Consider the following 24,160-nt stretch of genomic DNA (forward strand, 5'->3'; position numbering starts at 1 on the left):
AATGGTATTACTGTGTTGTGCCAGTTCGTTTAATGACTCAACTCTCGTTCGAGGTTTTATCCAAAATGGCTGTGAACCATTATTTCTTACAAACTGTCCAGTGTGCCAGTTAAAAGGGCGGAATCTGGGTTGAGCTAAGCTGTAGCTCTAATGAGCTACTAAGTAGTCATCACAGAGAGTGCCAATTTCACGTCAGTTAGGCTAAACGCGAAACGAAGCAGGAACCGAGTAAGGAGAGTGTGATGGCGAAAGAACGGATGCGGGATCTTGTGGTGCTGTTACCTGGAGTAATGGGTAGTGTTCTACAGAAAGATGGGAAGGATATATGGACTACTGGTCGGGCTACCAGAGCTGCATTGACTGGCTTAGGTTCTTCGTCGTTGCAGCAACTTAAGCTGGAGGAAGATGACCCTGATGTTGATGATTTGGAGGATGGAATCCAGGCAAATTCTTTGATTACAGTTCCTCATTTAATTGCAGGGCTGACCAAAATTGACGATTATTCAGCGCTCTCACGTCTGATTACTGATAACTTTAATGTAATTAAAGCAAATGCGGATGACGACCGACCGGCGAATTTTTTCGAGTTTCCCTACGACTGGCGTCGTGATTGCCGGGTTAACGCTCGGTTATTAAAAAAGCTGATTGACCGACGGTTACCGCAGTGGCGAGAATACAGTGGTGCTAAAGACGCGAAAGTAATCCTACTAGCACATAGTATGGGAGGCTTAATTTCCCGTTATTATTTGGAAGTGTTAGAGGGGTGGCGCGACTGCCGAACTCTAGTAACTTTTGGCACCCCTTATCGAGGTGCAGTTGACGCCGTGAACTACCTAGCAAATGGATACAAAAAACTATTTGTTGAGCTAACTGAGGTGGTGCGTTCGTTTACCTCCATCTATCAGCTACTGCCAATCTACGAGATGGTTAACGTTGCTGGCAAGTACCAGCGAGTAGCGGAGACAGACGGTATCCCCAATGTGGTGAAAGAGCGAGCAGAACAGGCTTTAGCATTCCATCGAGAGATTGAAACTGCTGTAAACGAACACCGGAAGGATGAACAGTACCGAGAGTCAGGATACAAAACGATACCAGTGGTCGGTACTAGGCAGGATACTCTCCAATCCGCTGAGCTATCTGATGGAAAACTTACAGTTAACCACGAACTACCAGCATGGATCGATGATCCTCTTTTGGGAGAAGGAGATGGAACCGTACCTCGCTTATCAGCCATTCCAATTGAACTTTCTGACGAGTATCGGGAAACCTTTATTGCAGAGCGGCACAGCTCCTTGCAGAAAAGCTTACCAGTATTAAATGATTTGCGCGATCGCCTCAAGCAGATGCAAATCTCATCAAACTTGAAGGCAATTCGCGGTCCCGAACCTAGTAAGGAAGCGGCAGAACGGGCAGCTATTAGTCTTAATCTCGATGACCTATATATAGCCAGTGAACCCGTTGATCTACGTGCTAAACTTCTGAATTTGAGCGCAGACCCTGGAGTGCTCATAGCAAACATCACCCCTGTTAGTGGGGATGGAAAGCGGCTCAAGCTTGAGTTTCAAGAACAGGAACAGCAGTGGGTACTAGCTCTCGATGATTTGGCTCCAGGGCTATATCGTCTAGAAGTACGGACTCGCAAAGCTGGTTCCTTAGCTCCAACACCCGTACACGACCTGTTTGAAGTAGTTGGGTGAGCTTTACTCAAAGAGGGCGTAATGGATTGGCGATGGTCGAGAGCTAACCCCAAAGATATAGTCCGATACGTCAACAGGAATGCAGCTAACTTAGTCAGGTTGGCTGAGAATCGATACGATTTGACTCAAAAGTTTGAGGGGCGTCGCCAGTTGATTGAAGCAATCTACAATGCTCTAGTCAATCGAGAGAAAAAAGTGCGCTACGCTCTAGAACCATATCATCCCTCAAAAGCTTTCCAGCTAATCCGTACCCCGCCTGAAGTTTTGGATACTCCAGGTGAGGGAACTTGTCTCGATCTGGCAATTCTCTTCTGTGGGCTGTGTTTAGGAAACGAGTTGCTACCGCTTTTGATTGTGCTTGAGAACCATGCCCTAGTAGCTGTGTCGCTAACTCACGGTCTACAAGGGTGGGATGCTCCAGATCGACGGGAAACAGAACTTTTCAGAAATGAGAAACCGCTTACTGATATTGAGCAGTTGCGCGAACTGATTGATTCTGATATCTACCTCGCTCTCGAATGTACTGGCTTTGCTCAGAGTGAGAGCTTGTCTGAGTCAGAGACTGAGGGCGCTGGTCGAATTAACGGGTTCTTGCCGTTTGATCGAGCAGTTGCTGCTGGTCGCGAACAACTTGACCGACCAGACCGACCTTTGCGATATGCCTTCGATATTGCCATAGCGCACTACGGTTGGAGGATCGAACCTATTGAGATTCCTAAGCCAGATGTCCGCTATACCCCAGAAATTGATGAGGTTACGTCCCCAAATTCTACAGCCAGTCAGAATACAGAGGTAATCTCACCTCCGCAACCTCCCCCAACTCTCTCAACCTTTGAGTTTGAAGTGGTGGCTGTGAATGCTCAGGGGCAAAAAATTAAATGTTGCTGCAAACAGGCACAATACTTCATAGAAAGTTTGGGTGGTGCGGTTGAGCTAGAAGTGGTTTCTATCCCAGGCGGCAAATTTCAGATGGGAGCACCTAAAGATGAGGAAGCATCGCAAGAGGATGAACGTCCTCAACATCTAGTTGCTGTAAAACCTTTCTTTATGGGTAGGTATCCCATCACTCAGGCGCAGTGGAGAGCGATCGCAACCCAGCCGGAAATCAAACGCGAACTTAACCCTGACCCATCCTGTTTTAAGGGGGATAACTTACCTGTTGAACGAGTTTCCTGGTATGAAGGAATGGAGTTTTGTGAGCGACTGTCGAAGAAAACAGGAAGAGAGTACCGATTACCTAGTGAAGCTGAATGGGAATATGCTTGCCGCGCCAGAACATCAACTCCATTCCATTATGGTGCAACAATTACAACGAATTTAGTAAATTCTTGTGGACAAGATCGGAAAATAAGAAGTCGTTTTTTCAAAGGAACTTATGCTCGTGAATCCAATGGAGTTTTTCAAAAAGAGACAACCCAGGTTGGTAATTTTCCTGCTAATGCTTTTGGATTACACGATATGCATGGCAATGTCTGGGAATGGTGTGCTGACTATCGGCACGAAGGCTATCAAGGCTCACCATCTGATGGTAGCGTATGGCTGACTAATGGAAATGAAGCATATCGAATATTGCGAGGTGGTTCGTGGAACTCTCCTCCTAGTATCTGTCGTTCTGCATTTCGTTCCCTTGATAACCCAAGCAACAGCAACAATCAGATTGGCTTTCGAGTTGTCTGCTCTTTTGCCTAAACCTCTTCTGCTACTTTAGGGGCTATGGGTGAGAGCCAAGTATTTATGTATGAGGCTTTTGAGTATTTTTCACACAAAGGCTCTGCCCATATTTAAAAGTACTCTTGAATGAATCCATCAATATCTTCCTTTAGTAATGAAATTGTTGAATAATCCGAAAGACATACACTAGTTTCTCGACGTATTTGAAACGCTGGATTAACTAATGATTTATTACAGAAATCGCGATACTGATGAGAGAGCCAATTCCAGCTTCCTACTACTGCAAATTTATTATCCCAAAACAAGATTCTTTGATTTGTTCCACCACTACGCGAACGGAGTAGACTAGAACCTAATACATCTTTAAGTTTTTTCTCAGCTTCAGCATCATTATCATCATTGTTGGCATCATTTCCATTCTCATGACTAAGATATCCATAAATGACTGTTACATTAACACCTCTTTCTACGGCTGAAACAATACTATCGGCAAACTTTTTGGGTTCATCACCTCGAATCCAGGGGGTAACTATTATGAGTTCTTGTTCTACTTCCTGAATCGCTCTATTGAAATAATCCAAATGTTCACAATCACACACTAGAGAACTGCTAGAGGATTGGTAAGGATTGTTTATTGCAGGTTTATACTCTAAAATATATCCATGCTCTCGGATATGCTCAACAAGCTGTCGGGTATAGCTTCCAGCTTTTTCTAGCCTATAAATATTACCCATCAAAATAAAAAGTTCTTTGGCTCTAGATACAGCGACATTTAGAAGATTTGGTCGTCTGTTAATCCAATTAACATTATCTTGTGTTCTACAGATCTTTGTAGACAAGATAATTACTTTCTTCTCAGACCCTTGAAAAGTGTGAATGGTTCCAATCGATTTTTTATCTAACCCAGGAAATTGCTTGGGTAAACGCTGTCTCAATGCATCAGCTTGAGCGCGAAAAGCTGAAATCACACCGATATCTTCTAGTGAGTAACCTTTCTTACACAAATGCTGGATTAAATCACATATTGCATCGACCTCTTCTTCATTGACATTACCCTTGATGTTTCCCTCAACATGGTAAGCAATTAAGTTTGATTCCAATAATGGAGTAACTGGTTCAGACTTAACCTCCAATCCATAGTTACCATAGTTAGCGATTTTATTGCAATATTGTATGATGCTATGCTGACAGCGATAATGCTCAGTCAAACAAATTCCTTGACCTTTATCGTTGTCTTCTCCACTTGCTCCTGCGGCGCGATGATAGGAAGTTGCGCTATATTCTTCCTCTGGACTGTAGCGGTGGTAATCAATTTCAGTTAATCCTCTGTCGAGAAATGCTGTTTGACGGTAGTTATGGCGTCTCTGGTCACTTAGAGAGATTATAGGCTCAATTTGTAAAGGGTCTCCAACAATAATAGCTTTGTGCGATCGCACCAGTAAGGGAAATGTTTGATGCAGCGGAATCATTCCGGCTTCGTCTACGATTGTGCGGTCAACACATTCTTCAACCCACGGGAGCATATTTCGTATTGAAAGCAATGCACCAGTGATGACAGGAAACATTAAACTCAGAGCTTTAATATGCTCATCTAAGTTTTCTGCCATCTTATATTTATCTTTCCGATTTCCTGAGAGAATGCTTGAATATAGTTCTAAACTGGATTTTACGTGGCCTTTATGCTGGAGAGCTTGCTGAGTAAGAAATTCTTGTGATAGCTGAAATAGCTCCTTATGCTTGTCATGAAAATTTTGATGAAAGGAAGCATAAAAATCTTCCAGTGGAGTTTCTAACTTACGTTCTATAGCGGTTATCTCCGAGAACACCTCATATCTTTCTCGCTCTGTACTGCTTAACTTATTAGCAAGTTCTTGTAATCTTCCTTGTATAGTTATTAGCTCATCTGCTTTATTTAGTCGTCCTCTAACTAACCGTGCTTGTTGAATTAAATCAATCCTATTTCTGGGATTTGCTACAGGAAAAGGGGTATTGAAGGTGTTTTCGATTGCTGACTGACAAGCTAAAGCTGCCTTGTCTACAATCTGTTTTTCTGTCTTCCCAGTCAGCCAATGCCATAAACGAATCCACCAAGGTAATCTTCCTTCAGGTAACTGTCGTTCCGCATTATCAAAGTGCAAGTCTATTTTTCGATAAGCGTCTATTGGAAGCTGCTCATAGTCTGCTAATTCATTTGCTCGTCCCTGAAAGTTGTTTCTAGCGGTTATCGCTTCTTCTAAGCTATGTCGAAGTGTAGGTATTTTTTCTAGAAGATGAGGCAATCTTTCTTCATCTAAAGCTCTTTGCCTACGTAATCCTAAATAATTAGATTCCTCAGCTAACAGCTCATGCTTAATCCGTATTATTTGCTCCTGTATAAAGTTGATTTTATTCTCATCAAAATCATTTATATTCAGATAATCTATGGCTTGCTGTAGCTGCTCTATAGCACCTCCGGCTGAGGTAATATTAGTTTTACTTCCCCCTTTTAGATAGAAAAAAACTTTTGTTGATGATTCTTGCTGTAACAATTCATCTAGCTTTTCAATGACATTCTCAACAGCTTTATTATTGGTACTACTAACAAACGTTAGGTTGTTGATGTCCTCACCTACTTCAATTAGGCTGAGTGCGCGTTTGACTACCTGTTGAGCGATAATATGAAGAATAAGGGTAGTTTTCCCAGAACCTGGCGGTCCTTGCACAGCCGTCATGGGTTCTGTTTGAGCGTGTTTCAGTACTGTTAATTGCGAGTGAGATGGTACCTTGGTTGGGAAAGCACCCATGTAAGTGACTTCGTGTTCTTCTCGAAGCTGAGGCACACCATGCAGATATTCATAAGCTGGATGACCTGGGTTAAGCCATTTTTTTGAGCCGGATTTGATATCTTTTAGGTCTCGCCTGAGATTTCCAGAAAATCTGCCTCCTAGAAACTTAAACAAGTACGGCTGCCGCTGAATTTGGTTACGAGAGCGACGAGGTATAACAACCCGCTCCATCCACTCCTGATAGGTATCAAATGTTAGCTCAAAGGTTGTTTCGAGAAATCGTCGCAGTCCGTCTTGGGTAATCAATTGCTCACGCTGTTCGTCATCCAGTCCTAGGAAGGTGGCTAAGTTATCTCCTGCTTCTATGAGTTTCAGGCTGTCTAGGTTCCATCCTTGTTCTTGATACTCTCCCTTGAGGATAGATGTAACATCTAAGCTGAACAAAGGACAAAAATGAGTTTTTCCTTTTTCTACATCTAAAACTTGCGGAAAGGACAAAACCCATACTGCCTCTTGTTGACCTTGCTGCCTTTGGTTAACTTTTAGTTGCAGTTCTGAAAAAGTAGCTGGCTTAATTAATACATTGTCACGTACTAGATTTACAGTGTATTGCTCGGCTACTTCAATCCTAGCGTTACTATAATCATCCAAAGCAATGTAGTCGAACCATGCATCGAGAATCGCATCTACCTTCCTAGCTTCGTTCAACATCCCCTCCAGGCTACCCTGTATACATTACTGTCCTTTCTAGCATCTTCTAATTCCAATAGCCCAAAACTGGGAGCGATCGCGTGGCAGTACTTGACCCCGATAGATGCGAAATATAGCATTAAATGAGATACTTGATTAAATGCTTTATTAAATCCGATGGGAACCAAGATTAATCTTGAGAATATTCAAACTCTGACTGACTTTAAGCGAAACGCCAAAGAGTATGTAGAACGGGTCAAAGCGACAAAATTGCCCCTGGTGCTGACGGTGAATGGGAAAGCTGAGGTGGTGGTGCAAGAAGCACGAGCGTTTCAGGAGCTTCTCGATCAGTTGGAGCATCTTGAAGAGGAAGTTCACCAGCTTAAGCTGGAAACGTTGCGACGTGAGATTGGTATCGGCATAGAGCAGCTTGAGAACGGTCAGTACACCGAACACGATGAGAAGTCTCTGGAAGCCTTTTTTGACGGAATTAAGGTGAGGGGACGGCAGAAGTTGGCTCAAAAAAGCACTCTATGAGCCGATTTAAGCTTTCTGACCAGGCAGCGCAGGATATTGAGGATATCTGGAACTACATTGCTCAAGAAAACCCACAGGCTGCTGATAATATCCTTGATAAGCTCCGAGAACGGTTTTTCCTATTGACCAAGTTTCCAGAGTTGGGACGAGTACGTCCTGACTTAGCTCCTTCTGTGCGGGGTTTTCCAGTGGGTAACTACATTATTTTCTACCGTTCTCTAGAACAGGGGATTGAGATTGTGCGTGTGCTTCGCGGTTCGCGAGACCTAAGACGAATTTTTCAAGTGGCAGAAGAGACGGAGACAGAAGATACAGAGTGAGCTTCAGGATTATTCTTCCCACTGCTGCTCTGCCAGATTCATTCGTCCCCCACAACTCTCTTGTAGGTAGCTTCTGGGTTCTCCATTATCCTACAATCAATCTGTAAGTCAGTTATTTCTGCATTTGGATCTTTTACTTCCTTGCTGATGCGCTCCCTGAGTAATTTCAGAACCTGTTGCAGGGCATCTTCTATAGACTCTGCTCTGGGTTTCCAGGCTTTTGAGCCTTCTACAAAGTTACCGTTTGGGCTGATCGCTGAGTAGTCAACCATCGCTCTGTACTTGTGTTCCACCTTGTCTATCTCCAGCTACTCTCTGATAATACTGATTTTGCGTTAAATCTAGTCATTCTGGATTTACTGTCAGTTCGGATTCACTCGGCTCTTGTATTTAAGACGCCCTGGGTTAGGCTGTGGTATCTTTGCAGAGCTTTTGATTTGGCTGGTCGGGGATGTGTCATCTTGCCTGTTCACTTCCTATGCCAGGTTCTCCATGTTTCTCTTAGTCGGTTGCGTCAGTGGATCAAAATTGGTAAGTGTTGTGGTGCCTTTAGAAGATGCAACCGAGTTGATGGATGTTTCTGTATCTGGTTAGGAAGCCTATCTAAAGTTTGTCAAGCCCTGGGCTTAAGAAACTGGGGAGCCGTCGCTACAGTACCCCTGTTTGATATCCTGACACGGGCTGGCTTGAAAGCCGCCGCCGCAGGAATCCAAGCCCAGCAGCTACAACACAAATCTCACGTAGCAGCTAAATTAAGTCTGCCATCGAAAGAGCGAAAGTTTCACAGATTGTCTGAGGTTGACCAAATCTTGGGGTGGGGAAAGGAATCCTCCCAGAATCCGGTAGGGGGGCAAGTTCCTTTTTTGCTTCATGTTGGTCCGTCTAAGGCATTTGTGAGTAAGGGGTTCATCCCCTTTGGTGGATCGCAAGAGACGATCGCCGAATACCTGGGTGTATCATCCAGGACTGTCCGACGACATCTGATTGGGGTGGATAGGCGGCAAATTGTGCAAGCTAAAGCTGCCTATCGGAAGATTGAGCAAGCAATGCGCTGGGATGCCGATTTCTACCGCGCTGAGCCTTCTATTTGGGTTAAATGCGTTGAGAATGCCCCTTGGGGAACTTACGCTTTGCACGAACCGAATGGAGTGAGTTCAGCATCTCGCCCCGGTGGAACCGAAGTCACCAGCGATCGCTTTTTTGAGTACATGGATAAAACGTGGATTTATCGGTGTAATCTCTACGATTTGGACTACAACCTCAATTCCATGCAAAGAAGCCGTCGGAATTTCATAAGGGAAGCTAATCGATCGCAAACCAGCGAGCCTGGGGTGGGTTCTAGCCTTTTGTAAATAAGTTTTCCTTATGAAAGACAAGATAAGCCAAACGGTAGCACCGCCCCCCCGACCGGGATAAGAAGGACAAAAGTCACACTTTATTTCTGAGGTTGAAGGGGGGGAAGGGAACCCTTTTGTCTCCCTATCCCCCTACCGAATCAATACCGCTCCCAATACGGTTGAAACCCCCGCCGCTTCAAAATATCCACCTCCAACCGCTGAATCCGGTTCGTCAACTGCGGGTTCGGTGTCCCCGTCTCCGCCTCCTGTTCCTCATTCAGCGCCTGAAACTCCTCCAAAGCCGTAAACGGCTGATCCAACGCCACATTCAACTCCGCCAGAGTTTGACGCGCCGCCAAATAATTGGGATTAATCTCCAACACCCGCTCATAATAAGGCTTCGCCTCCAGATAAAGCTGCTGGGTAAAACGTACTCCACCCATCGCCATCAGCGCCCCAATATTATCCGGTTCCCGCGCCAAAATCTCCTGATACGCCTCACTCGCGAGTTCAAAATCCTCCAGCGCCAGGGCGAGTTCCCCCTTGACAAAATAGGCACTTAAGTTATCAGGATTGCGGGCAATTAACTGCTCAATTTCAGCCTTTGCCAACTCCGGATCATCCTCCGCAATTACCTGTAACCGCCGCAGTTGAACCGGTGTATTATCGGGATCAACCTGCAGTAGCGCCTCATACAACGCTATCCGTTCCGCATCTGGGGGTAAAACACCCACTAAACTAAATAACTCTGGTGGTAAATCCGTAGCAGGTTTCGTCTCCAACCATTCCTCAAGTACCGCCTCAGCTTCCGTTTGAGAAATCCGTTCTGTTTGATAAGCGATCGCACTCCGTCCCAACTTCACCAGCAAATCATTAGGATTACGGGCGATTAACTGATCATAGATCGCGATCGCGTCATCCGGACGCCCTTGAGCTAAACGAATTCCCGCCAACCCCCGTAGGGCGCTATTCACAACATCAGAATTCGGATTCCGTTCAATCAGCGACTGATACCGCCGCGCACTCGCTTCTAAATTTCCTTCCCGGCGCTCAATCTCAGCCAACAACAGTTCTGGGGTAAAATCAGACGCCCCGGCTTCAGTAGCAGTATACGCCGCGATCGCGTCCCTGGCTTCCGCCAACTGATTCTCTTGAATCAACATCTGCGCCACCCGGAAATACAAAAACGGCTCATCCACACCCGCATTAATTAACTGCTGATAAACGGGTAATAACGCCGGATCTGGCGGATCTAAAGGAATCAACGCACTCGCCAACGCCCGTCGTTCAGCCGATTCAGACGGTAGCGGTTGCAGCAGGGAAAGCAGGCGCTGTCGTAACTCACTGCGAGAAATACGCCCCAATTGACTCTCTAACGCCAACTGTTTCACCACCAAACTCCGATTATTCGGTTGCTGCTGAACAAGCTGCTGGTAAAGATTCAACGCCGCCGCCCGTTGAGACGGTAACTCACTCAAGACATCCGCCGCTTCCTGAACCAATGCAAACGAAGGATTCTGAGTCTCAGACAGAACCTGACGATACAGCGCCACCCCTTGTTCATACAAATCCGTTCGGCGTTGGTTTCGCCCAATCGACGTCAGCGCCCGTGCTAACGGTAAAGCCGCATCCCCTTCACCCCGTAAGGGTTCCAACGTTGCCAACGCTTCATTAATCTCTCCTGTCGCCGCATAAGCTTGGGCTAAATCGGCTCGCAATTGAGTCTCTTGTGGGGATTGTCGCAGTTGATTCGTAAGAATCTGAACCGCTTGAGCCGCATTCCCCGTTTCCCGTAGCGCCAAGGCGTAAGCCCCCGCGACGTTACCGGGAATTTCTTCACCCGTGGCTTGATACCGATTAAATAATTCTAACCCTTGCTGATAATCGCCACTGTAGGTATAAATTTGAGCCGCCCCCAGAATCGTTTCTGGTGAAGGATTATTCGCCAACAGTAACTCATAATCCGTCAACGACTCAGCAAACCGCCCTTGATATCCCAACAGTAACGCCCGTTTTGACCGAGCTTGGGTATCATTAGGATTCTGGTTTAATAAGCCAGTTAATGCTTCAATTCCTCGTGCTTGCCATTCTTGGCGATAAACCCCCATCTCACCCACAGCTTCCAGGGCGGTTTGATTCGTAGGTTCTCTCTCCAGCACGTCATTATAGGCATTCCAGGCTTCCTGAATCCGCCCCCGGCGTTGATAAGCAATGGCTAATCCTAATTTGGCGTCTAAAGATTGGGGATTACTGCGTAACGCCCCCTCAAAAGCTTGAATCGCATCATCTACCCATCCTTTCTCTAAAAGTGAGTACCCCTGACGCACCCCTGCTGGAACCCCCTGGGCTTGAACAGCAGGTACAGCAAAATTGATTGGGGCGATGGGTAATCCCCCGGCTAATCCCAACATCAGGAAACAGGCTAAGACACGGAACCACCGGGACGAGTTTTGGTTTTGAGGAGAGGATAAAATTGGTGTTTCAGCTAAACCGCCAGGAGCCCCACGCTGTCCCGAAGGGCAGCGATGGGAAGAATGGCGGGAGAATTTGTGGGGCTTGCAGGCCCCCGAATTCTCCAATTCATGCTTGTTGCTCACAGATTCCTCCTCTTCTTTTCAAAGGTTTAACTTTACTTAAAGCCGCAGTCTTGTACTTGGTTTTACTGTTGGCGTCGGGCTTTAAACTAAGGCGAGTTCCCAAGTTCTGCATTCCAACAACTTCATAAGCTTTTCCCTCAAACAGAACCAAGTCTCGTTGCTTGTAGGGATATCGCTTTTTCTTGATGGCGCGGCGTCCAGGGCTAACCTTATGAGCGCGATACTGCCTTAAGTTCTCGCTGTTGAGTTTTATACTCCTTGTCCTACGCCCCGAAGATAACTCGCTTCCAGAACGGATTTCCCCATCTCTTGAATCGCGATATTTGGCATCATAGAACTGCTCTAATGACCGTTTGTTACAGCGAATCTGTTCAAGCATTAACGGCTTAACTACACGAGTTTGAGTTGTTCCACCAGCGATGATAAACGCATCGTTATAATGGGATTTTTCCATCTCTAACTCTCGGCGTTTCCCTTTGGTGATGTAACCAAAGGTGGACTCGTACCGCCCTTCTTCTGTTAACCGCCACCGCACCATTGTCATGAAGGTTTCACCTTTAAATGACTTGAGCTTTGGTTCCCATCCCAACAGAAACCCTTTCTTTTGGTGGTTTTTGGCAGTATGACACTTGGTACAGAGTGTTATCAGATTGGCGGGTCTATCTGTGCGGTCAGGGGGATTCTTCCAGAAACCCAAGTGATGAACTTGCAAGATTGGATGGTCTGCCTTGTTCTTACAGTTCGGGTTCTGGCACTTGTGTCCATCCCGATGCAGAATATATTCCCGCAGGTTGTCGAAACCGTATTGTTCCCCGTACTGGTATTGCTCCCCCTCAATTTTGGGGTTCTTGATTTTCTGGATGTCAAAGGCGGCGACTTCAATTGTCACGTTTTTAACAGGGAGAATACGGCATATCTTGTCAATGAGATGATGATGGGTATCTAGCTTGTGCTGGATACTTGGTGCCAACCAGCCTTCCTTCCTTTTTCGATTGGAAAAACGCGGCTTTCGATATCTGAGTCGATTCCTCCGAGTGCGACGATACTTACGCTTTTCAGTAACTCTTTCCGAGACACCCTTAAGCATTTTAAGTTCGCCACCGATGAGTTCTTCTTTCTCATTTACGGCGCTAAAGCCAATGTTTTCGTACCCTGCATCAATACCCAAATCGACTGGCTGAGTGTACCCGCTTGAACCGTAGACAAGTTGAATCGTGAAAGGGTCACGTCCAACTATCTTGGCTTTACCGCTTTTAAGCAGTAATCTGGCTTTTCTTGGGGTTGTGGGCATCAAGGGACACCCATGCTTGTTGATAACGTGGACTTTCATAAACCTAATAAACAGAGTTTCACCTTGCGGTGTGGTTTCCTTCGCCAAAGTTTTCACGAGGTTTGTCTGTTTTTACACTTTCCCTACCCAACAGGAATGTTTAATAAAAACCGCAGAGCGTGGAGCTAGGAAACGGGTTGCTAACCCTGTACTTCACGATGGATGGTATTCTCGGAAAACGTAGTATTCCTTGCATAACGGAACACTGAGGCTAATCAACAAGGCTCAAGAACTCTTCTCAAGCCCACGCCGTCCCGAAGAGCGGCGCTGGGTTGTTGACCTAACTTATTTTGTGCGTTCATGAGGGTCAACTGGTGAAAAACTTGGTGTGGAATCGTGGTTCATAGTAATAACGCACCCTCTTACGGATATAGCTGCAAATCTGTTTTAACCCGGAATCCAAAAATTGTCTCCGAGAAGCCTTCTCGTTCTTGCAGCGTCACCCCCGCCCGTAGATTCGGTGAAACTCGGATATCGTAGAATAACTCCCATACATCATTATCTTCCGAAAAACCTCGACCAAAAGCATAACCAAGCCCCAGGCGATCATCTTTAAGAAATAGATCTAAGAAATTAAGTCCGAAATTATACGTTTCGCTACTATCATCCAGCTCGCTATTTTCCAACCAACCGTAACGGGCAAACAATCCTAACTTAATTTCTGGGATAAAATATTCCCCATTAATCCCAAAGGCATTTTCGCGATCGCCGTTTTGGGTACCCAAGACGCCATCCCGCCCTGTATCTTGGTCTGTGGTGTAGGTTGCCCGTATAATACCATTCCCCGCCCGGAAACCAATCTCACCCGCAAAAGCATCTAAATCAAAGTCTCCCAAATTTCGATTTGAGGAAAAGACAGCCGCTTTTGCTTCCACATTATCAGTAATATTCCAATTCAATAACCCCCCAATACGAGAGCCAACACCTGTAGACGCTAAGGCTGGATTGGTTTGAAACAGGGGGTGGAAGAAATGGGTTGTACTATCCTTAGCAAAGCTATTGCGGTCAAAATAAGAGGTTAAATCCATTAACCCGGCGATTAAGCGCAAATTCGGATAACTGGGGAGAGAACCGGCAAAATACAGTTCACTCAAACTAAATCCATCGCCTTCCGTCCCGGCAAAATCATCCCCTGTCGCCAAATCGACAATAGCACCAAACAAGGCATTGGGTGATACTGGATAAATACCCCGCAACCGCAGCCGCGCCGAAGCATCTTCCTGCTGGAGATAAGCCCCTTGAAGATCCAGAGTAGGCGTTAATGCTTCATTTTCCAGGGGAGAATTCTCAGGAATTAAAGAAGCATCGGGTTCATCGTCAGAGGATTGGGCGAGTAAGATGGATTCAACCGAATGTTGAGCAGGTTCCATCACTGGCGGTTTTGGTACGAACGCCCTATTATCTGCTGTTGATTCATCGGCGATTGTTAAGTCTCCAGGGATGTGGTAATCAAGGGAATGAATCAGGGGTGTAGGTTCTGGCAGTTTTGGAACAATCGCTTCAGGTACTAAACTGGATTCGTCTACCCCAGCGAATTCAGATGGCGGGTGATGTTCAATCTTCTCCTGTACCGTCGCGACTACGGGAGGTTTGGGCGCGATCGCTTCGACTACTGGATTGGGTGCATCGGTTTCCGTTATCGGTAATGGCAGATAATGTTCAACGGAGTTTTGCACCGCAGCTACCACCGGGGGTTTAGGGGCGATAGCCTCGGCTACTGAAGTAGGTTTATCTCCCTCCGCTATTGTCTGAGACGGTGGAAACTCAGAACCGGCTGAACTATTAAAGTCAAATAACTTGTGCTGCTGACTGCTAGACGTGATTTCTACAATCTCAGAATTATCTGAGGAGGCTGTTTGGTAAGCTTCTTCATTCGCCAGAGTGTCTATGGTATGGCTAGCTGGTTCTTCTGCAATCGCCTGCTCCCCTTGGGGAGTTGGTTGCTCGTTTGATTGAGCGATCGCGGGTGTCATTAAGAGGAGAGCCGCTATGGAAAATAGAGATAGCGCTCCTGCTGAAGTTGATCCCATGGATAGCAGATAACTTAGCCAAATAGACTGCCGTAATCTCGGCGTAATTTGCTTATCAGTATTTCTAATTTTTTGAATTAGTTCTCTCATTAGCACCACAGTTGCTGATAGGTGGACTTGAGGATTAAAACCATCAATTATTTAGTTCTCCTGACTTTAAAAACAGTCTCCGGAAAATCTTCGCAATTGTAGATGCTAGGTCAACTAATTTCACCGACGCCTAATGAAAATGAACAGTTCCGAAACTGAAAGATGAGATAAATTTCTGGAAATAAATGATAACAATACGAACCTTAATCTCTTGATTTTTATTGTCTACCGCTTCAAGAGATTAAGGTGGAGTTTGTTTCAATTACAACTCGTCTTTTTAATTCATAACTATCCCTGGGCAATAATTAAGTAAATGAAGTCAAATAAAAACTAACAAGGGCTGACTTAATTATTCAGGAACCCCACAAGAAAAGCATTCATGGCAAAAGGGGACGTATTGCCGGTTGGGAGGGACGTTCGTCAAAACCCGGTATAACCAAAACCTGGTTCTGGAATACGTCGCCTGTTTCCAACTTCCCTGACAATCTGGAAAATTTGTGTTGGTTTATACCCAAGGGTACAGGCTGTTAAATTTTACAGTATCTCTACTGTTTTAACGTGACGTACTCCTACAGTCAATCAAAGATTAGCCCTTCGACTCCGCTCAGGGCTAAACTGTAGGCTTCTCCTCCGAGATTTCCCGGATTCGCGTTTTCTAGTGAGGCGAACGCCCAACCCCACTTTCTTAATTAGTATCCCAGAATTAATATCTCTTGGCATTTCAACACCGCAGTGTGGGCAGCTATGCCAGCGATCAGATAATTCCTTGGGAACTTCGTTTAGGCAATTTGCACAATATTGGGATGTGCCAGCCGGATTGACCTTAATGACTTGCCTACCAGCTTTCGCGGCTTTGTCAGGCAATATTTCATTTAGAAACCCAGCGATCCCAGCATCAGCAAAACTTTTGTTTAGACCCGATTTTGCAGCTTGCCCATTAGCAAGGAAGGTTCCATCAAGAGCTTGTTTGGGTTTGTTGCGTCGGATCATGTTAGCAACTTTTAAGTCTTCGATAAAGATGACATCCGCCTTATCCACTAATTCGCCAGCTAACTCAAAATGCCATTGCCTCCTCTGTCTAGCAATTTTTTGATGAAGCTTGGCTATCCGTTCATTGAGCTTACGACGGGATGTCGAGCCTTTCGGTCTTAATTCCCGTTTGGCTTGAAGTCTCCCTAATTTTTTTTCAGATTGCCTGTAAAACTTAGGAGGCTCTTTTGTGTCACCATCCGAGCAAGCGATGAAATATTCTAATCCAGCATCTACGCCAATGCTGTTAGCTTCAGTTGGCTGGATGTCGATAGTTGGAGCATCAGGTACAGACTTGTCCTCTAAAGTTAAAGTTACATAAAAGCCGTCAGCTTTTTTGGTGATTAATGCCCGTTTAATAGTAAATCCATCAGGAACAGGACGATGTTGAATTAATTTAACCTCACCCAACTTAGGTAGAGTGACTCGATTACCTTGGATGCAATCAGGTTTAACTCTAGAGTAAGCAAATGTCCGATAACGGTTTTTACCTTTAAACCTTGGCTTGCCGCTACGCTTACCTTTGCTGTCTCCCTTGATCAACCTTTTGAATGCCAGCTCTACTCGCTTCACCATGTCTTGCAAGACATCAGCGTGAATATCGGCATACCATTCCCTCTCTTTTTTGAGAGACACCAAAGAGCGTTTTTGACCATAGTATTCAGGTTGCTCTCTAGGTTTAGCAATACTACAAATTAATGGGCAGGCATTAACAGGACAGCGATTCATTTGCCACCAGTCAAACCTATCTGCCAACAGATAGTTGTATTGGCAACGCAGCATATCAAGCCACTTATTTATGCGGCAACGCTGTAAATAGGTTGGTAGTAGCTTGTACTGGTAGCTTAGTTTCATGTTACTATTGTAACGCCTATCGCCTCTAGTTTTTGCACTCTCCGGATTGACTGACATTAACTCGAAAAAGGAGTTTAGGGAACCCTTGTCTGGACATCCGGATTACAACCAACTCATTTTCGGAGCAAATTGGGTCTGTGTTTTTTAGAAAATTACCAACCAAAGGAATTTTTAATCCGAACAGAAAATTAGTTTTTCTTTTTCTACTGTTACTATTAAACAGTGGATGTTCGCAAGATGTATTAAAACTTGAGCAATTACCCAACCTATTACCTAATGTCTCAACGGATGCGAGTTTTCAACTTCGTGTGTCTCCATCCCAGCAAGACGGGGTTTACACGGTAACGGGAATGACGAATCTACCGGATGAAAGTCCGATCGCGATCGCGGCGGTTCGCTACTTACACCCTGATGGTAATCTCCCGGCAAGTGAGGATTCAAAGCCAACCTATTCAATTTTGGCTTATCAAGATGTCGAGGTAAATAGTGGGCAATGGCAGGCTAACTTAAACCTGTGGGAGGTTGCACCCGATGGTAAGTATCAAGAGGTGTGGCAAATTGAGCAGTCGAAACTGGGACTCACCCTAGATCCAGATAAAGACGTGCTATTCATTGCCACCCTAGCGCCTACTGACTCCTTATGGACGATTCAACAGCAGTTAGAGAACCAGGGGATTAAAGTAGACAAGAGCCTGATTCGCAATACCCTAGATGGCGATCGCTATGTCCAAGCCAGTCAAGTGATGCCGATTCCTTTACCGACAGCATCCACCGCGCCACCACCGGAACGTCCACAGGATGTGAATGGCGGCTGGGGACCTCGGTATATTTTGTTACCCGAACCTCCGAATAAGAGGAAGTTAGAGGTGCTGGACGAGCGCCGCACGGATGCACCGTTAGCGCCAGGGGAGTTTATGCACTGAGTTAGGCTACAATAATTCTCGCCAAGACACCAGCGTGTAGGGCGATCCGAATATACCCGGCTTTGGCAGTCGCACCATGTACTCCTTCTTCCAGTTTTTGCCGAGGTATTTAATCGGAACATCTTGGACAATACCAGCGGCGATCGCGTCTTTATACCATTGTTCAAACTCCTCATCTTCCCGCGTTTTCTCAGGTTCTGCACTTTGCCACCAGCGTTGGCGCAGACACTCGGTCAGCCAACCAGCAGGGCGGTCTATTTTCTGCCCTTTGGTTTCTTTGGCACGTTTGGTTTGGCGGTAGTAGGCGATCGCCTTTTTAACTTCTTCTAGGGTAAAGTTGCGAACGAGAGCTTTGAGCTGGACGTTGAGCCGGATGTTGGCGTCGTCAATAACATCGAGCTTTTGAGACTGTTCGGCAGCAGAAAATTCGCTTTCATCAGAATTAAGCGGTTCAGACTCGTCAATGTCTGCATTCTCCTCTGCGCGTTCAGGGGCGGGACTCACCATCGCGCCTTGGCTTTTTTCTTCTTCTTCTTTTTTAAAATTATTAAGGACAGCAGCAGGGTGTGGTGGGTGGGTGTCTGTTATTTCTTTAATTTCTCTATAAAGATCCACGGCGGAATCAGGCTTTGAGGACTCTGTTTTGGACATTTTTGAGTCAGACTTTGACAGTTTAGGATCAGAGTCGGACACTTTTGGCTCATCGGGGTGATATGCCACGACGCTCCAGCGCTGGATTGAGTAGTATTTTTTCACCTGACCGAGTAACCCTTGGTCAATGAGCTGGGTTAATGCCCGTCTGACATGGCGTTCAGAGTAGGGACGGCGGCGGTTTTGGGCTGTCCAGTCTTGAAAGTCGGAGAGTGAGAACTCTTGTTCTTTTCCGGCTGGGCGGCGGCGGAGCAACCATCGGTAAAGGAGTCGGGCGCAGGGGTTGATCAGGAATGAGATTTGGTCGTGCAGGTCAGTGATTCTGGCAAATACAGTAGTCATGGTTTTCTCGTTGTGGGGAATTGGAGAAAAGACCTAACCTCCCAACTTCCTTGCAAAGAAAGGGGGAGTCAGGCTCTCCTGGCTGAAGCTCCTCTCCCCATGTCGGGGAGGGGTTAAAGAAAGGACTTGCGCTCTCAAAGCCGAAACCCCTGCCATCCGGTAGGGGTTTTTGTTAGTGCGCTGATCGCTGATTCGTGTATGAATAGGACGGGTGAGGTGGTGTACCAGGGGTCGTCTCTATCGACTTGGATGGAATAGCGCCAGCCCGGTTTGAGGTTGTGTTGAGTGACCCAGTAGCTATCTGGGCTAAAGCATTCAATTCCTGTGATTAAGCCAGTCTGAATGCGTATTGTGTTGAGGAAGGCGTGTTTGGCTCGGATTCGTTGACCTAAGCTGAATTTGGGTACATTCCAATCGGTTGGAACGCCCAGACACTGGCGGTTTTGTCGATTTTCTGACACCATTGAAATGGCTCCTTTCATGTTGTGTGCATGGGAGGGGAAGCGTTGCGGGTTGGTCGTTATACCAGCTCGTGGCGCGTTATTTCTTTATTGGGATGATTGTACCGCGATTTGGCGAAAAGTGCGATCGAGCGAGTTTTTGGAGGGAGCGAGTAAGGGATGTGCCGTAGTAGCACACCCCGCTTATATTACGTCCGGATAAGCTAAGACGCATTTTAATTGGGATTTTTGAAGCCCAGACTCCTTATAGCAAGGGTTTCGGGTCAAAAATTTAAATGCCGAACAGCTTAATTGCCCGGAATAAAACCTCGCCCAGTCGCGTTGCTGCAATCAACCGATTGCGATTTGCTGCCTCCGATGTGTGCTGAGGCTCAGACTGACGGTGCAACCTCTCTAGCAGTTTGTTGGCATTTTCGAGTCCGTTGGGTTGACTTGCTAGTTTGTCTAATAAGGTTGCAAGGTTTGTAGATTCCGCCTTGGGAGAGTTAAGATGGTGGAACATTTGAATTTATCCTTTTTGTGAGTTGGTTGTGTTAGCGGTTTGCGGGAATTAGTGTAAGTCAAACCGCTGCAAGAGCTGACTTAGACCGAAAAAGAGCGCTGTTTGGAGTACCAGTCCAAGCGGCGTTTTTTCATGTCTGAATCAATTCTCTCCAGAGTAGCACCCCTGCACATCAGTTGGGTAGTGGCGCATATCGTGCATACAAAATATGAAACTAAGTATTATATTTTATATGCACCCCCTGCATACCCCTATACGCAAAATGCCTATGAAAGCCGGAGCGCTTAAAGAGAAAAAGCCCATATTTGTTCACCCAAACCTTGACGAGGCAGGTTTAGATGTCTATGAGTTCCGTCTACTCGGTCACATTGCCCGTCGTGGCGAGTGTTATGCCGCCCTTACTACCACAGCTAAAATATGTAAGATGAGCGTTCGCAAAGCTCAGTCAACCCTCAAATCTCTTGAAAACAGAGGATTGATTCAGAAAGAGCAGCGCAAAGGTAAAACAGACTCTTACAAGCTGGCTCCTGACATCTGGGATAAACTTCAGACGATGCAACAAGAGCAAGAGGTTGATGTGGATGATTCTAGAAATACCAGCAATGAGTAGATTTGAGCAGAGATTTGGTTACAGTTCTTTGCCCCTTCCCCCTTCAGCGATCCGGTTCATAGGTTGGTAACTTCTGAATCAACTTTTTAATCACATAAGTTTTAGTCTTACGATATTTTTTAGCGTAAGCTTCTATCGCCTGAAACTCTTTGTACGTAACTTTGACACTGACAACACGGCTCTGTTCATTGAGCTGTTGTTCCAAAACTTCCGGTGATGCAGCCACAAAAGTAGCTGAATTAATCCTCCAATTCCATCCTTCACGCCTGACATTGAACCGCCAAAACTGCCCAACCGCATTCTTTGGCAAGTCGCCCACAATAGTCACAGTAAATGAAGACTCTTCCCCTTCGGGTGGTAATTCATTCCGTTTAATCAGTACCGTTACCTCTTTACCTTTAATCCGCAGCACCTGTCCCACAATGCGAAACTTATTTACACCCTTGCGCTTCAACTCTTGAACCGTCTGGGCTTTACTCTTCAACTTAACCAGCATCACCCAAGGCGGCTCAATGCGTGGGTAGCACTTCCAAACTTGAGCCACTTTCAGGAAATCTTGATTCGCTCTGAGTTGACTTGCCACCTCAGGAGTCAGTTGAGCTGGGATTTTCAAACCATCATCGGTCAGTAAAATCCCTTCGAGGAAGTTGGTTGCACTGGGTCGGTAGATGCCACAGATTCTTCCCCTAACCGTGTAAACCACGGGGTCAGTGTGTTGTTTGCCGTTTTCCATATCTGACTTGAGATTCGATATAGCCAAGCTGCGTAAAAGAAGGTCAATCTTAGAATCCTAGCGTTGAGCTGCTACAATTCCCATTGACGCTTCGTACCAAAAATGGTACAATCAACAAGGAATGACCGAAAAAAGAGTTCCTGCAAGGTTTTATAGAAACGAAGCTGGTAATGAACCAGTTCGTGACTGGTTAAAAAACCTGGGGAAAAATGAACGTTATTTAATTGGCACCGATATCAAAACCGTTGAGTACGGCTGGCCCATCGGTATGCCAACTTGTAAACCACTAGGGAAAGGATTATTTGAAGTTCGCACTAATTTACCTGATGGAATCGCTCGTGTCATCTTCTGCTTTTACGAAGACCAATTAATTTTGCTTCATGGATTTATTAAGAAAACGCAGAAAACGCCCAAGACAGACTTAGACCTAGCTTTATCTCGGAAGCGAGACTTAGAAGAAAGAGAATGACTACCAATCCTTATATCGGTTCTTCACTTGACGATCTCCTCGAAGAAGACGGAATACTTGACGAGCTAGAAGCAATTGCGCTCAAGCGTGTTCTCGCTTGGCAAGTTTCTCAGGCAATGCAAGAAAAAGGACTCACTAAAACAGAAATGGCTCAACAGATGCACACAAGTCGTGCATCTCTCGACAGATTCCTCGATCAAGAAAATACCTCTGTAACGCTCAACACTATGGTGAATGCCGCTAAAGCTGTTGGTAAACGGTTGCGTATTGAATTGGTGGCAGATGATGATAGCAATCCAACTTTAAGCAGATTAGAAGAAACACAAAAAACCAGGGGAGTTGCGCTCATTCGTTAATCCACGAGTAAACTCTGCCAAAGCGGGCGCTCACATTAGAAATGGGATGCTGAAGCTATCAAAAATTGGGGAAATGCCTATTATTCTGCATCGCCCTGTTCCAGATGGTTTCACACTTAAAACTTGCACCATCGTCAAAAAGGCTGACGGCTGGTACGCTTGCATCTCAATCGAAGATGCCACAGTTCCAGAACTTCTCCCTCTGGCAGAAGTTAAAGCAGTGGTTGGTATTGATGTTGGACTCAAGGATTTTCTCACGACTTCGGATGGGGAAACCATACCGATTCAGCAAACTTATCGCAAAACTCAAGCACATTTAGCCCGTCAACAACGCAAGCTTGCCAGAAAACAAAAGGGGTCGAAGCTTCATGAGAAACAAAAAAACAAAATAGCTAGAATTCATCAGCGCATTGGTCGCAAAAGGCAAGACTTTCACTACAACACAGCTCACAAACTGGTCAAACAATTTGATTTGATTGCAGTGGAAGACTTGAATATCAACGGGCTTGCTCGAACACGATTGAGCAAGCTCAATCTTAGCCAAGTAGATATTTCCGCTTCCTCAGTTCCTCCAACTCTTAAATAATCTGACCAAAATATATCGAAAAAAATCAGCCCTTTTTTCTCCCACACATAAAAAATACAAGCTGAATTTACCAAAACTTTAAGCTCCCAGTACGGTAAAGGGGATTCAGCATCTGAAGTATGTAAATAGACACCTCATCACTCATTCTGGGGGAAGCTGGGCGTATGAATTTCAAAACCTTATTAATTTTCGCCACAATATTAGCCGCTATCGGATTACCCCTTGCCCTTTATATTGCACCAGAGGAAACAATTAGCTCACCCATTCACAAACAACTTGAAAAAGTAAAAAATTCTATTCAACCGCTAAAAGCCAAAAAAGTCAGCGTCGAACAAATTCTGAAAACCAAACGCTGTCCGGGGTGTAACCTCACAGAAATCGATCTGAGTGGACTAGATTTGAGCGGCGCTGATTTTAGAAATACCGACCTCTCCCGTGCCAACCTAACAAATACCCAATTCAAAGATGCCAAAATGAGTGGTGCTCGTCTAAATGAAGCCCAACTGAAAAATGCCGACCTAGACGGAGTTGACCTTCACGACAGTGAATTGAAAAATGCCGACCTGACTGACGCGAACCTCTTCAATATCAGATTAGACAACGCTGACTTAAGTAATGCGACACTGCACCGGGTTGAGCTTCGAGATGCTGACCTAATTGGCGCCACGCTCAAGAATGCCGACCTGAGTCATGCCAGTCTGTACGGAACACGACTGACAGAAGCTAACCTCACAGGTACGAATCTGAGCAATACCAACATGCGCTACGCGAACTTGCTCAATGCCACGATGGCAGGCGCTAATCTCCAGGGGGCTGACTTGCAACTGGCAGTCATGCCGGACGGAACCACTGTCTACGGTACAACTCAGTACTGACCCTGGGGAATTAATTACGGCAACCAGTAAATCAGTAATTACTGCATTACTGCATTACTGCATTACTGATTTACTTAACTTAGCCCAAAAAATAGTTCACCCGCAATCCGCAAACACCATGTTATTATTGATTACGCTGTGATAACAGCACCCAGCTAGATCTAGCGCATCTAGTAACCTCAATAATGCCAGACATTCAGCAAACAACAAATGCAAGAAAGAGACGACTATCTCAGATTTCGGTTACCTGAGGCACTCAAAGAACGATTTAAACTGTATTGCTACCTCAAAGGCATCACCATGTCAGATACAGTCAGGGAGATGATTGAGGAAGTACTCAAAAACGAGGATTTAGAAAAACTTCTACAGGAAAAACTCTTACAGGAAAAACAGCGGGAATCTGACCTAGGAGAATGATTCTACCGACATTCCATCATCAGAGCCACCTAGCGTAATAAGTCCAGCTTATCGATTCCTTCAGAAACACTAATCCTCATTTACCTTTACAAAGCTTAATAATTCACCTATGATTATTTACATAGGAGCTCGGCTCTGAAATCAAAAGCAATTATCCGAACCATGACAACCACATTACAACGTCGCGAATCCGCATCCTTGTGGGATCGGTTCTGCGAGTGGGTCACCTCCACCGAAAACCGCCTGTATATCGGCTGGTTTGGTGTACTGATGATCCCAACTCTCTT

The 24,160-nt window shown here is 45.6% G+C and carries 22 protein-coding genes and 1 pseudogene; 13 read left to right on the forward strand and 10 right to left on the reverse strand.

Annotation, left to right across the window (positions count from 1 at the left end; translation table 11 throughout):
* Positions 1 to 242: 242 nt before the first annotated feature.
* Entirely contained in the window at positions 243 to 1,697 is a 1,455-nt protein-coding gene (locus tag RID09_RS02040) for a lipase/acyltransferase domain-containing protein (protein WP_446334284.1), read from the forward strand.
* A 21-nt stretch (positions 1,698 to 1,718) separates the two neighbouring features.
* Positions 1,719 to 3,386, forward strand: a complete 1,668-nt coding sequence (locus RID09_RS02045) for an SUMF1/EgtB/PvdO family nonheme iron enzyme (RefSeq protein WP_446334285.1) — start codon at positions 1,719 to 1,721, stop codon at positions 3,384 to 3,386.
* A 92-nt stretch (positions 3,387 to 3,478) separates the two neighbouring features.
* Here the strand turns inward: RID09_RS02045 and RID09_RS02050 are convergent, their stop codons facing one another.
* A complete protein-coding gene (locus RID09_RS02050; RefSeq protein ID WP_446334286.1) occupies positions 3,479 to 6,844 on the reverse strand; it encodes an AAA domain-containing protein in 3,366 nt (1,121 codons plus the stop codon).
* Positions 6,845 to 7,000: 156 nt separating this feature from the next.
* Here RID09_RS02050 and RID09_RS02055 point away from each other — a divergent pair, with 156 nt between their 5' ends.
* Positions 7,001 to 7,360, forward strand: a complete 360-nt coding sequence (locus RID09_RS02055) for a type II toxin-antitoxin system Phd/YefM family antitoxin (protein ID WP_446334287.1) — start codon at positions 7,001 to 7,003, stop codon at positions 7,358 to 7,360.
* Positions 7,357 to 7,680 (forward strand): type II toxin-antitoxin system RelE/ParE family toxin, encoded by a 324-nt coding sequence (locus tag RID09_RS02060; RefSeq protein ID WP_446334288.1) that lies wholly within the window; start codon positions 7,357 to 7,359, stop codon positions 7,678 to 7,680. The genes RID09_RS02055 and RID09_RS02060 overlap by 4 nt, the downstream gene beginning before the upstream one ends.
* Positions 7,681 to 7,718: 38 nt before the next feature.
* Here the strand turns inward: RID09_RS02060 and RID09_RS02065 are convergent, their stop codons facing one another.
* Complete coding sequence (locus RID09_RS02065) at positions 7,719 to 7,952, reverse strand: hypothetical protein (protein WP_446334289.1); 234 nt, start codon at positions 7,950 to 7,952, stop codon at positions 7,719 to 7,721.
* 189 nt (positions 7,953 to 8,141) lie between these two features.
* On the opposite strand from RID09_RS02065, the gene RID09_RS02070 reads away from it, so the two are divergent.
* Complete coding sequence (locus RID09_RS02070) at positions 8,142 to 9,032, forward strand: hypothetical protein (RefSeq protein ID WP_446334290.1); 891 nt, start codon at positions 8,142 to 8,144, stop codon at positions 9,030 to 9,032.
* 143 nt (positions 9,033 to 9,175) lie between these two features.
* On the opposite strand, the gene RID09_RS02075 is transcribed toward RID09_RS02070, so the two are convergent.
* The 4 genes from RID09_RS02075 to RID09_RS02090 all read right to left on the reverse strand — a co-directional run bounded on the left by RID09_RS02075 (position 9,176) and on the right by RID09_RS02090 (position 16,948).
* A complete protein-coding gene (locus tag RID09_RS02075; RefSeq protein ID WP_446334291.1) occupies positions 9,176 to 11,614 on the reverse strand; it encodes a tetratricopeptide repeat protein in 2,439 nt (812 codons plus the stop codon).
* On the reverse strand, positions 11,598 to 12,992 hold the full coding sequence (gene iscB, locus RID09_RS02080; RefSeq protein WP_446334292.1) for an RNA-guided endonuclease IscB: 1,395 nt from the start codon (positions 12,990 to 12,992) through the stop codon (positions 11,598 to 11,600). The genes RID09_RS02075 and iscB overlap by 17 nt, the downstream gene beginning before the upstream one ends.
* Before the next feature lie 314 nt (positions 12,993 to 13,306).
* Entirely contained in the window at positions 13,307 to 15,064 is a 1,758-nt protein-coding gene (locus RID09_RS02085; RefSeq protein ID WP_446334293.1) for a carbohydrate porin, read from the reverse strand.
* A gap of 579 nt (positions 15,065 to 15,643) precedes the next feature.
* Positions 15,644 to 16,948, reverse strand: a complete 1,305-nt coding sequence (locus RID09_RS02090) for an RNA-guided endonuclease InsQ/TnpB family protein (RefSeq protein ID WP_446334294.1) — start codon at positions 16,946 to 16,948, stop codon at positions 15,644 to 15,646.
* Between the two features lie 308 nt (positions 16,949 to 17,256).
* Here RID09_RS02090 and RID09_RS02095 point away from each other — a divergent pair, with 308 nt between their 5' ends.
* Positions 17,257 to 17,871: a hypothetical protein gene (locus RID09_RS02095; RefSeq protein WP_446334295.1), complete on the forward strand. Its 615-nt coding sequence runs from the start codon at positions 17,257 to 17,259 to the stop codon at positions 17,869 to 17,871.
* A 6-nt stretch (positions 17,872 to 17,877) separates the two neighbouring features.
* Here RID09_RS02095 and RID09_RS02100 read toward each other — a convergent pair whose 3' ends face one another.
* The 3 genes from RID09_RS02100 to RID09_RS02110 all read right to left on the reverse strand — a co-directional run bounded on the left by RID09_RS02100 (position 17,878) and on the right by RID09_RS02110 (position 19,827).
* Positions 17,878 to 18,864: a hypothetical protein gene (locus RID09_RS02100; RefSeq protein WP_446334296.1), complete on the reverse strand. Its 987-nt coding sequence runs from the start codon at positions 18,862 to 18,864 to the stop codon at positions 17,878 to 17,880.
* Between the two features lie 134 nt (positions 18,865 to 18,998).
* A complete protein-coding gene (locus tag RID09_RS02105; RefSeq protein WP_446334297.1) occupies positions 18,999 to 19,346 on the reverse strand; it encodes a hypothetical protein in 348 nt (115 codons plus the stop codon).
* Positions 19,347 to 19,596: 250 nt separating this feature from the next.
* Positions 19,597 to 19,827: a hypothetical protein gene (locus tag RID09_RS02110; RefSeq protein WP_446334298.1), complete on the reverse strand. Its 231-nt coding sequence runs from the start codon at positions 19,825 to 19,827 to the stop codon at positions 19,597 to 19,599.
* A 208-nt stretch (positions 19,828 to 20,035) separates the two neighbouring features.
* Between RID09_RS02110 and RID09_RS02115 the strand changes: the two genes are divergently transcribed.
* Positions 20,036 to 20,437: a helix-turn-helix domain-containing protein gene (locus RID09_RS02115; protein WP_446334299.1), complete on the forward strand. Its 402-nt coding sequence runs from the start codon at positions 20,036 to 20,038 to the stop codon at positions 20,435 to 20,437.
* A 43-nt stretch (positions 20,438 to 20,480) separates the two neighbouring features.
* On the opposite strand, the gene RID09_RS02120 is transcribed toward RID09_RS02115, so the two are convergent.
* Entirely contained in the window at positions 20,481 to 21,170 is a 690-nt protein-coding gene (locus RID09_RS02120; RefSeq protein WP_446334300.1) for a hypothetical protein, read from the reverse strand.
* A 121-nt stretch (positions 21,171 to 21,291) separates the two neighbouring features.
* On the opposite strand from RID09_RS02120, the gene RID09_RS02125 reads away from it, so the two are divergent.
* The 6 genes and pseudogenes from RID09_RS02125 to RID09_RS02150 all read left to right on the forward strand — a co-directional run.
* On the forward strand, positions 21,292 to 21,639 hold the full coding sequence (locus tag RID09_RS02125) for a type II toxin-antitoxin system RelE/ParE family toxin (RefSeq protein WP_446334301.1): 348 nt from the start codon (positions 21,292 to 21,294) through the stop codon (positions 21,637 to 21,639).
* Positions 21,636 to 21,995, forward strand: coding sequence for an XRE family transcriptional regulator (locus RID09_RS02130; RefSeq protein ID WP_446334302.1), 360 nt, complete (start codon positions 21,636 to 21,638; stop codon positions 21,993 to 21,995). The genes RID09_RS02125 and RID09_RS02130 overlap by 4 nt, the downstream gene beginning before the upstream one ends.
* A gap of 46 nt (positions 21,996 to 22,041) precedes the next feature.
* Positions 22,042 to 22,581 carry an RNA-guided endonuclease InsQ/TnpB family protein gene (locus tag RID09_RS02135; protein ID WP_446334303.1) on the forward strand — a complete coding sequence of 180 codons (540 nt, stop codon included), beginning with the start codon at positions 22,042 to 22,044 and terminating at the stop codon, positions 22,579 to 22,581.
* 164 nt (positions 22,582 to 22,745) lie between these two features.
* On the forward strand, positions 22,746 to 23,456 hold the full coding sequence (locus RID09_RS02140; protein WP_446334304.1) for a pentapeptide repeat-containing protein: 711 nt from the start codon (positions 22,746 to 22,748) through the stop codon (positions 23,454 to 23,456).
* A 210-nt stretch (positions 23,457 to 23,666) separates the two neighbouring features.
* Positions 23,667 to 23,873 (forward strand): hypothetical protein, encoded by a 207-nt coding sequence (locus tag RID09_RS02145; protein ID WP_446334305.1) that lies wholly within the window; start codon positions 23,667 to 23,669, stop codon positions 23,871 to 23,873.
* A gap of 162 nt (positions 23,874 to 24,035) precedes the next feature.
* A pseudogene (locus tag RID09_RS02150) lies at positions 24,036 to 24,160 on the forward strand (photosystem II q(b) protein); the annotation flags it as partial.

It is taken from the genome of Coleofasciculus sp. G1-WW12-02, from assembly GCF_040219735.1.
Lineage (GTDB): Bacteria > Cyanobacteriota > Cyanobacteriia > Cyanobacteriales > Coleofasciculaceae > Coleofasciculus.

Excerpts from the sequence above, each read along its gene's own strand:
- RID09_RS02100 (WP_446334296.1), bottom strand. The coding sequence starts at position 18,864 with ATGACTACTGTATTTGCCAGAATCACTGACCTGCACGACCAAATCTCA.
- RID09_RS02085 (WP_446334293.1), bottom strand. The coding sequence starts at position 15,064 with ATGAGAGAACTAATTCAAAAAATTAGAAATACTGATAAGCAAATTACG.
- RID09_RS02125 (WP_446334301.1), top strand. The coding sequence starts at position 21,292 with ATGACCGAAAAAAGAGTTCCTGCAAGGTTTTATAGAAACGAAGCTGGT.
- RID09_RS02145 (WP_446334305.1), top strand. The coding sequence starts at position 23,667 with ATGCAAGAAAGAGACGACTATCTCAGATTTCGGTTACCTGAGGCACTC.
- RID09_RS02140 (WP_446334304.1), top strand. The coding sequence starts at position 22,746 with ATGAATTTCAAAACCTTATTAATTTTCGCCACAATATTAGCCGCTATC.
- RID09_RS02065 (WP_446334289.1), bottom strand. The coding sequence starts at position 7,952 with ATGGTTGACTACTCAGCGATCAGCCCAAACGGTAACTTTGTAGAAGGC.
- RID09_RS02090 (WP_446334294.1), bottom strand. The coding sequence starts at position 16,948 with ATGAAACTAAGCTACCAGTACAAGCTACTACCAACCTATTTACAGCGT.
- RID09_RS02045 (WP_446334285.1), top strand. The coding sequence starts at position 1,719 with ATGGATTGGCGATGGTCGAGAGCTAACCCCAAAGATATAGTCCGATAC.
- RID09_RS02130 (WP_446334302.1), top strand. The coding sequence starts at position 21,636 with ATGACTACCAATCCTTATATCGGTTCTTCACTTGACGATCTCCTCGAA.
- RID09_RS02060 (WP_446334288.1), top strand. The coding sequence starts at position 7,357 with ATGAGCCGATTTAAGCTTTCTGACCAGGCAGCGCAGGATATTGAGGAT.
- RID09_RS02135 (WP_446334303.1), top strand. The coding sequence starts at position 22,042 with ATGCTGAAGCTATCAAAAATTGGGGAAATGCCTATTATTCTGCATCGC.
- RID09_RS02040 (WP_446334284.1), top strand. The coding sequence starts at position 243 with ATGGCGAAAGAACGGATGCGGGATCTTGTGGTGCTGTTACCTGGAGTA.
- RID09_RS02055 (WP_446334287.1), top strand. The coding sequence starts at position 7,001 with ATGGGAACCAAGATTAATCTTGAGAATATTCAAACTCTGACTGACTTT.
- RID09_RS02115 (WP_446334299.1), top strand. The coding sequence starts at position 20,036 with ATGAAACTAAGTATTATATTTTATATGCACCCCCTGCATACCCCTATA.
- RID09_RS02120 (WP_446334300.1), bottom strand. The coding sequence starts at position 21,170 with ATGGAAAACGGCAAACAACACACTGACCCCGTGGTTTACACGGTTAGG.
- RID09_RS02050 (WP_446334286.1), bottom strand. The coding sequence starts at position 6,844 with ATGTTGAACGAAGCTAGGAAGGTAGATGCGATTCTCGATGCATGGTTC.
- RID09_RS02110 (WP_446334298.1), bottom strand. The coding sequence starts at position 19,827 with ATGTTCCACCATCTTAACTCTCCCAAGGCGGAATCTACAAACCTTGCA.
- RID09_RS02105 (WP_446334297.1), bottom strand. The coding sequence starts at position 19,346 with ATGAAAGGAGCCATTTCAATGGTGTCAGAAAATCGACAAAACCGCCAG.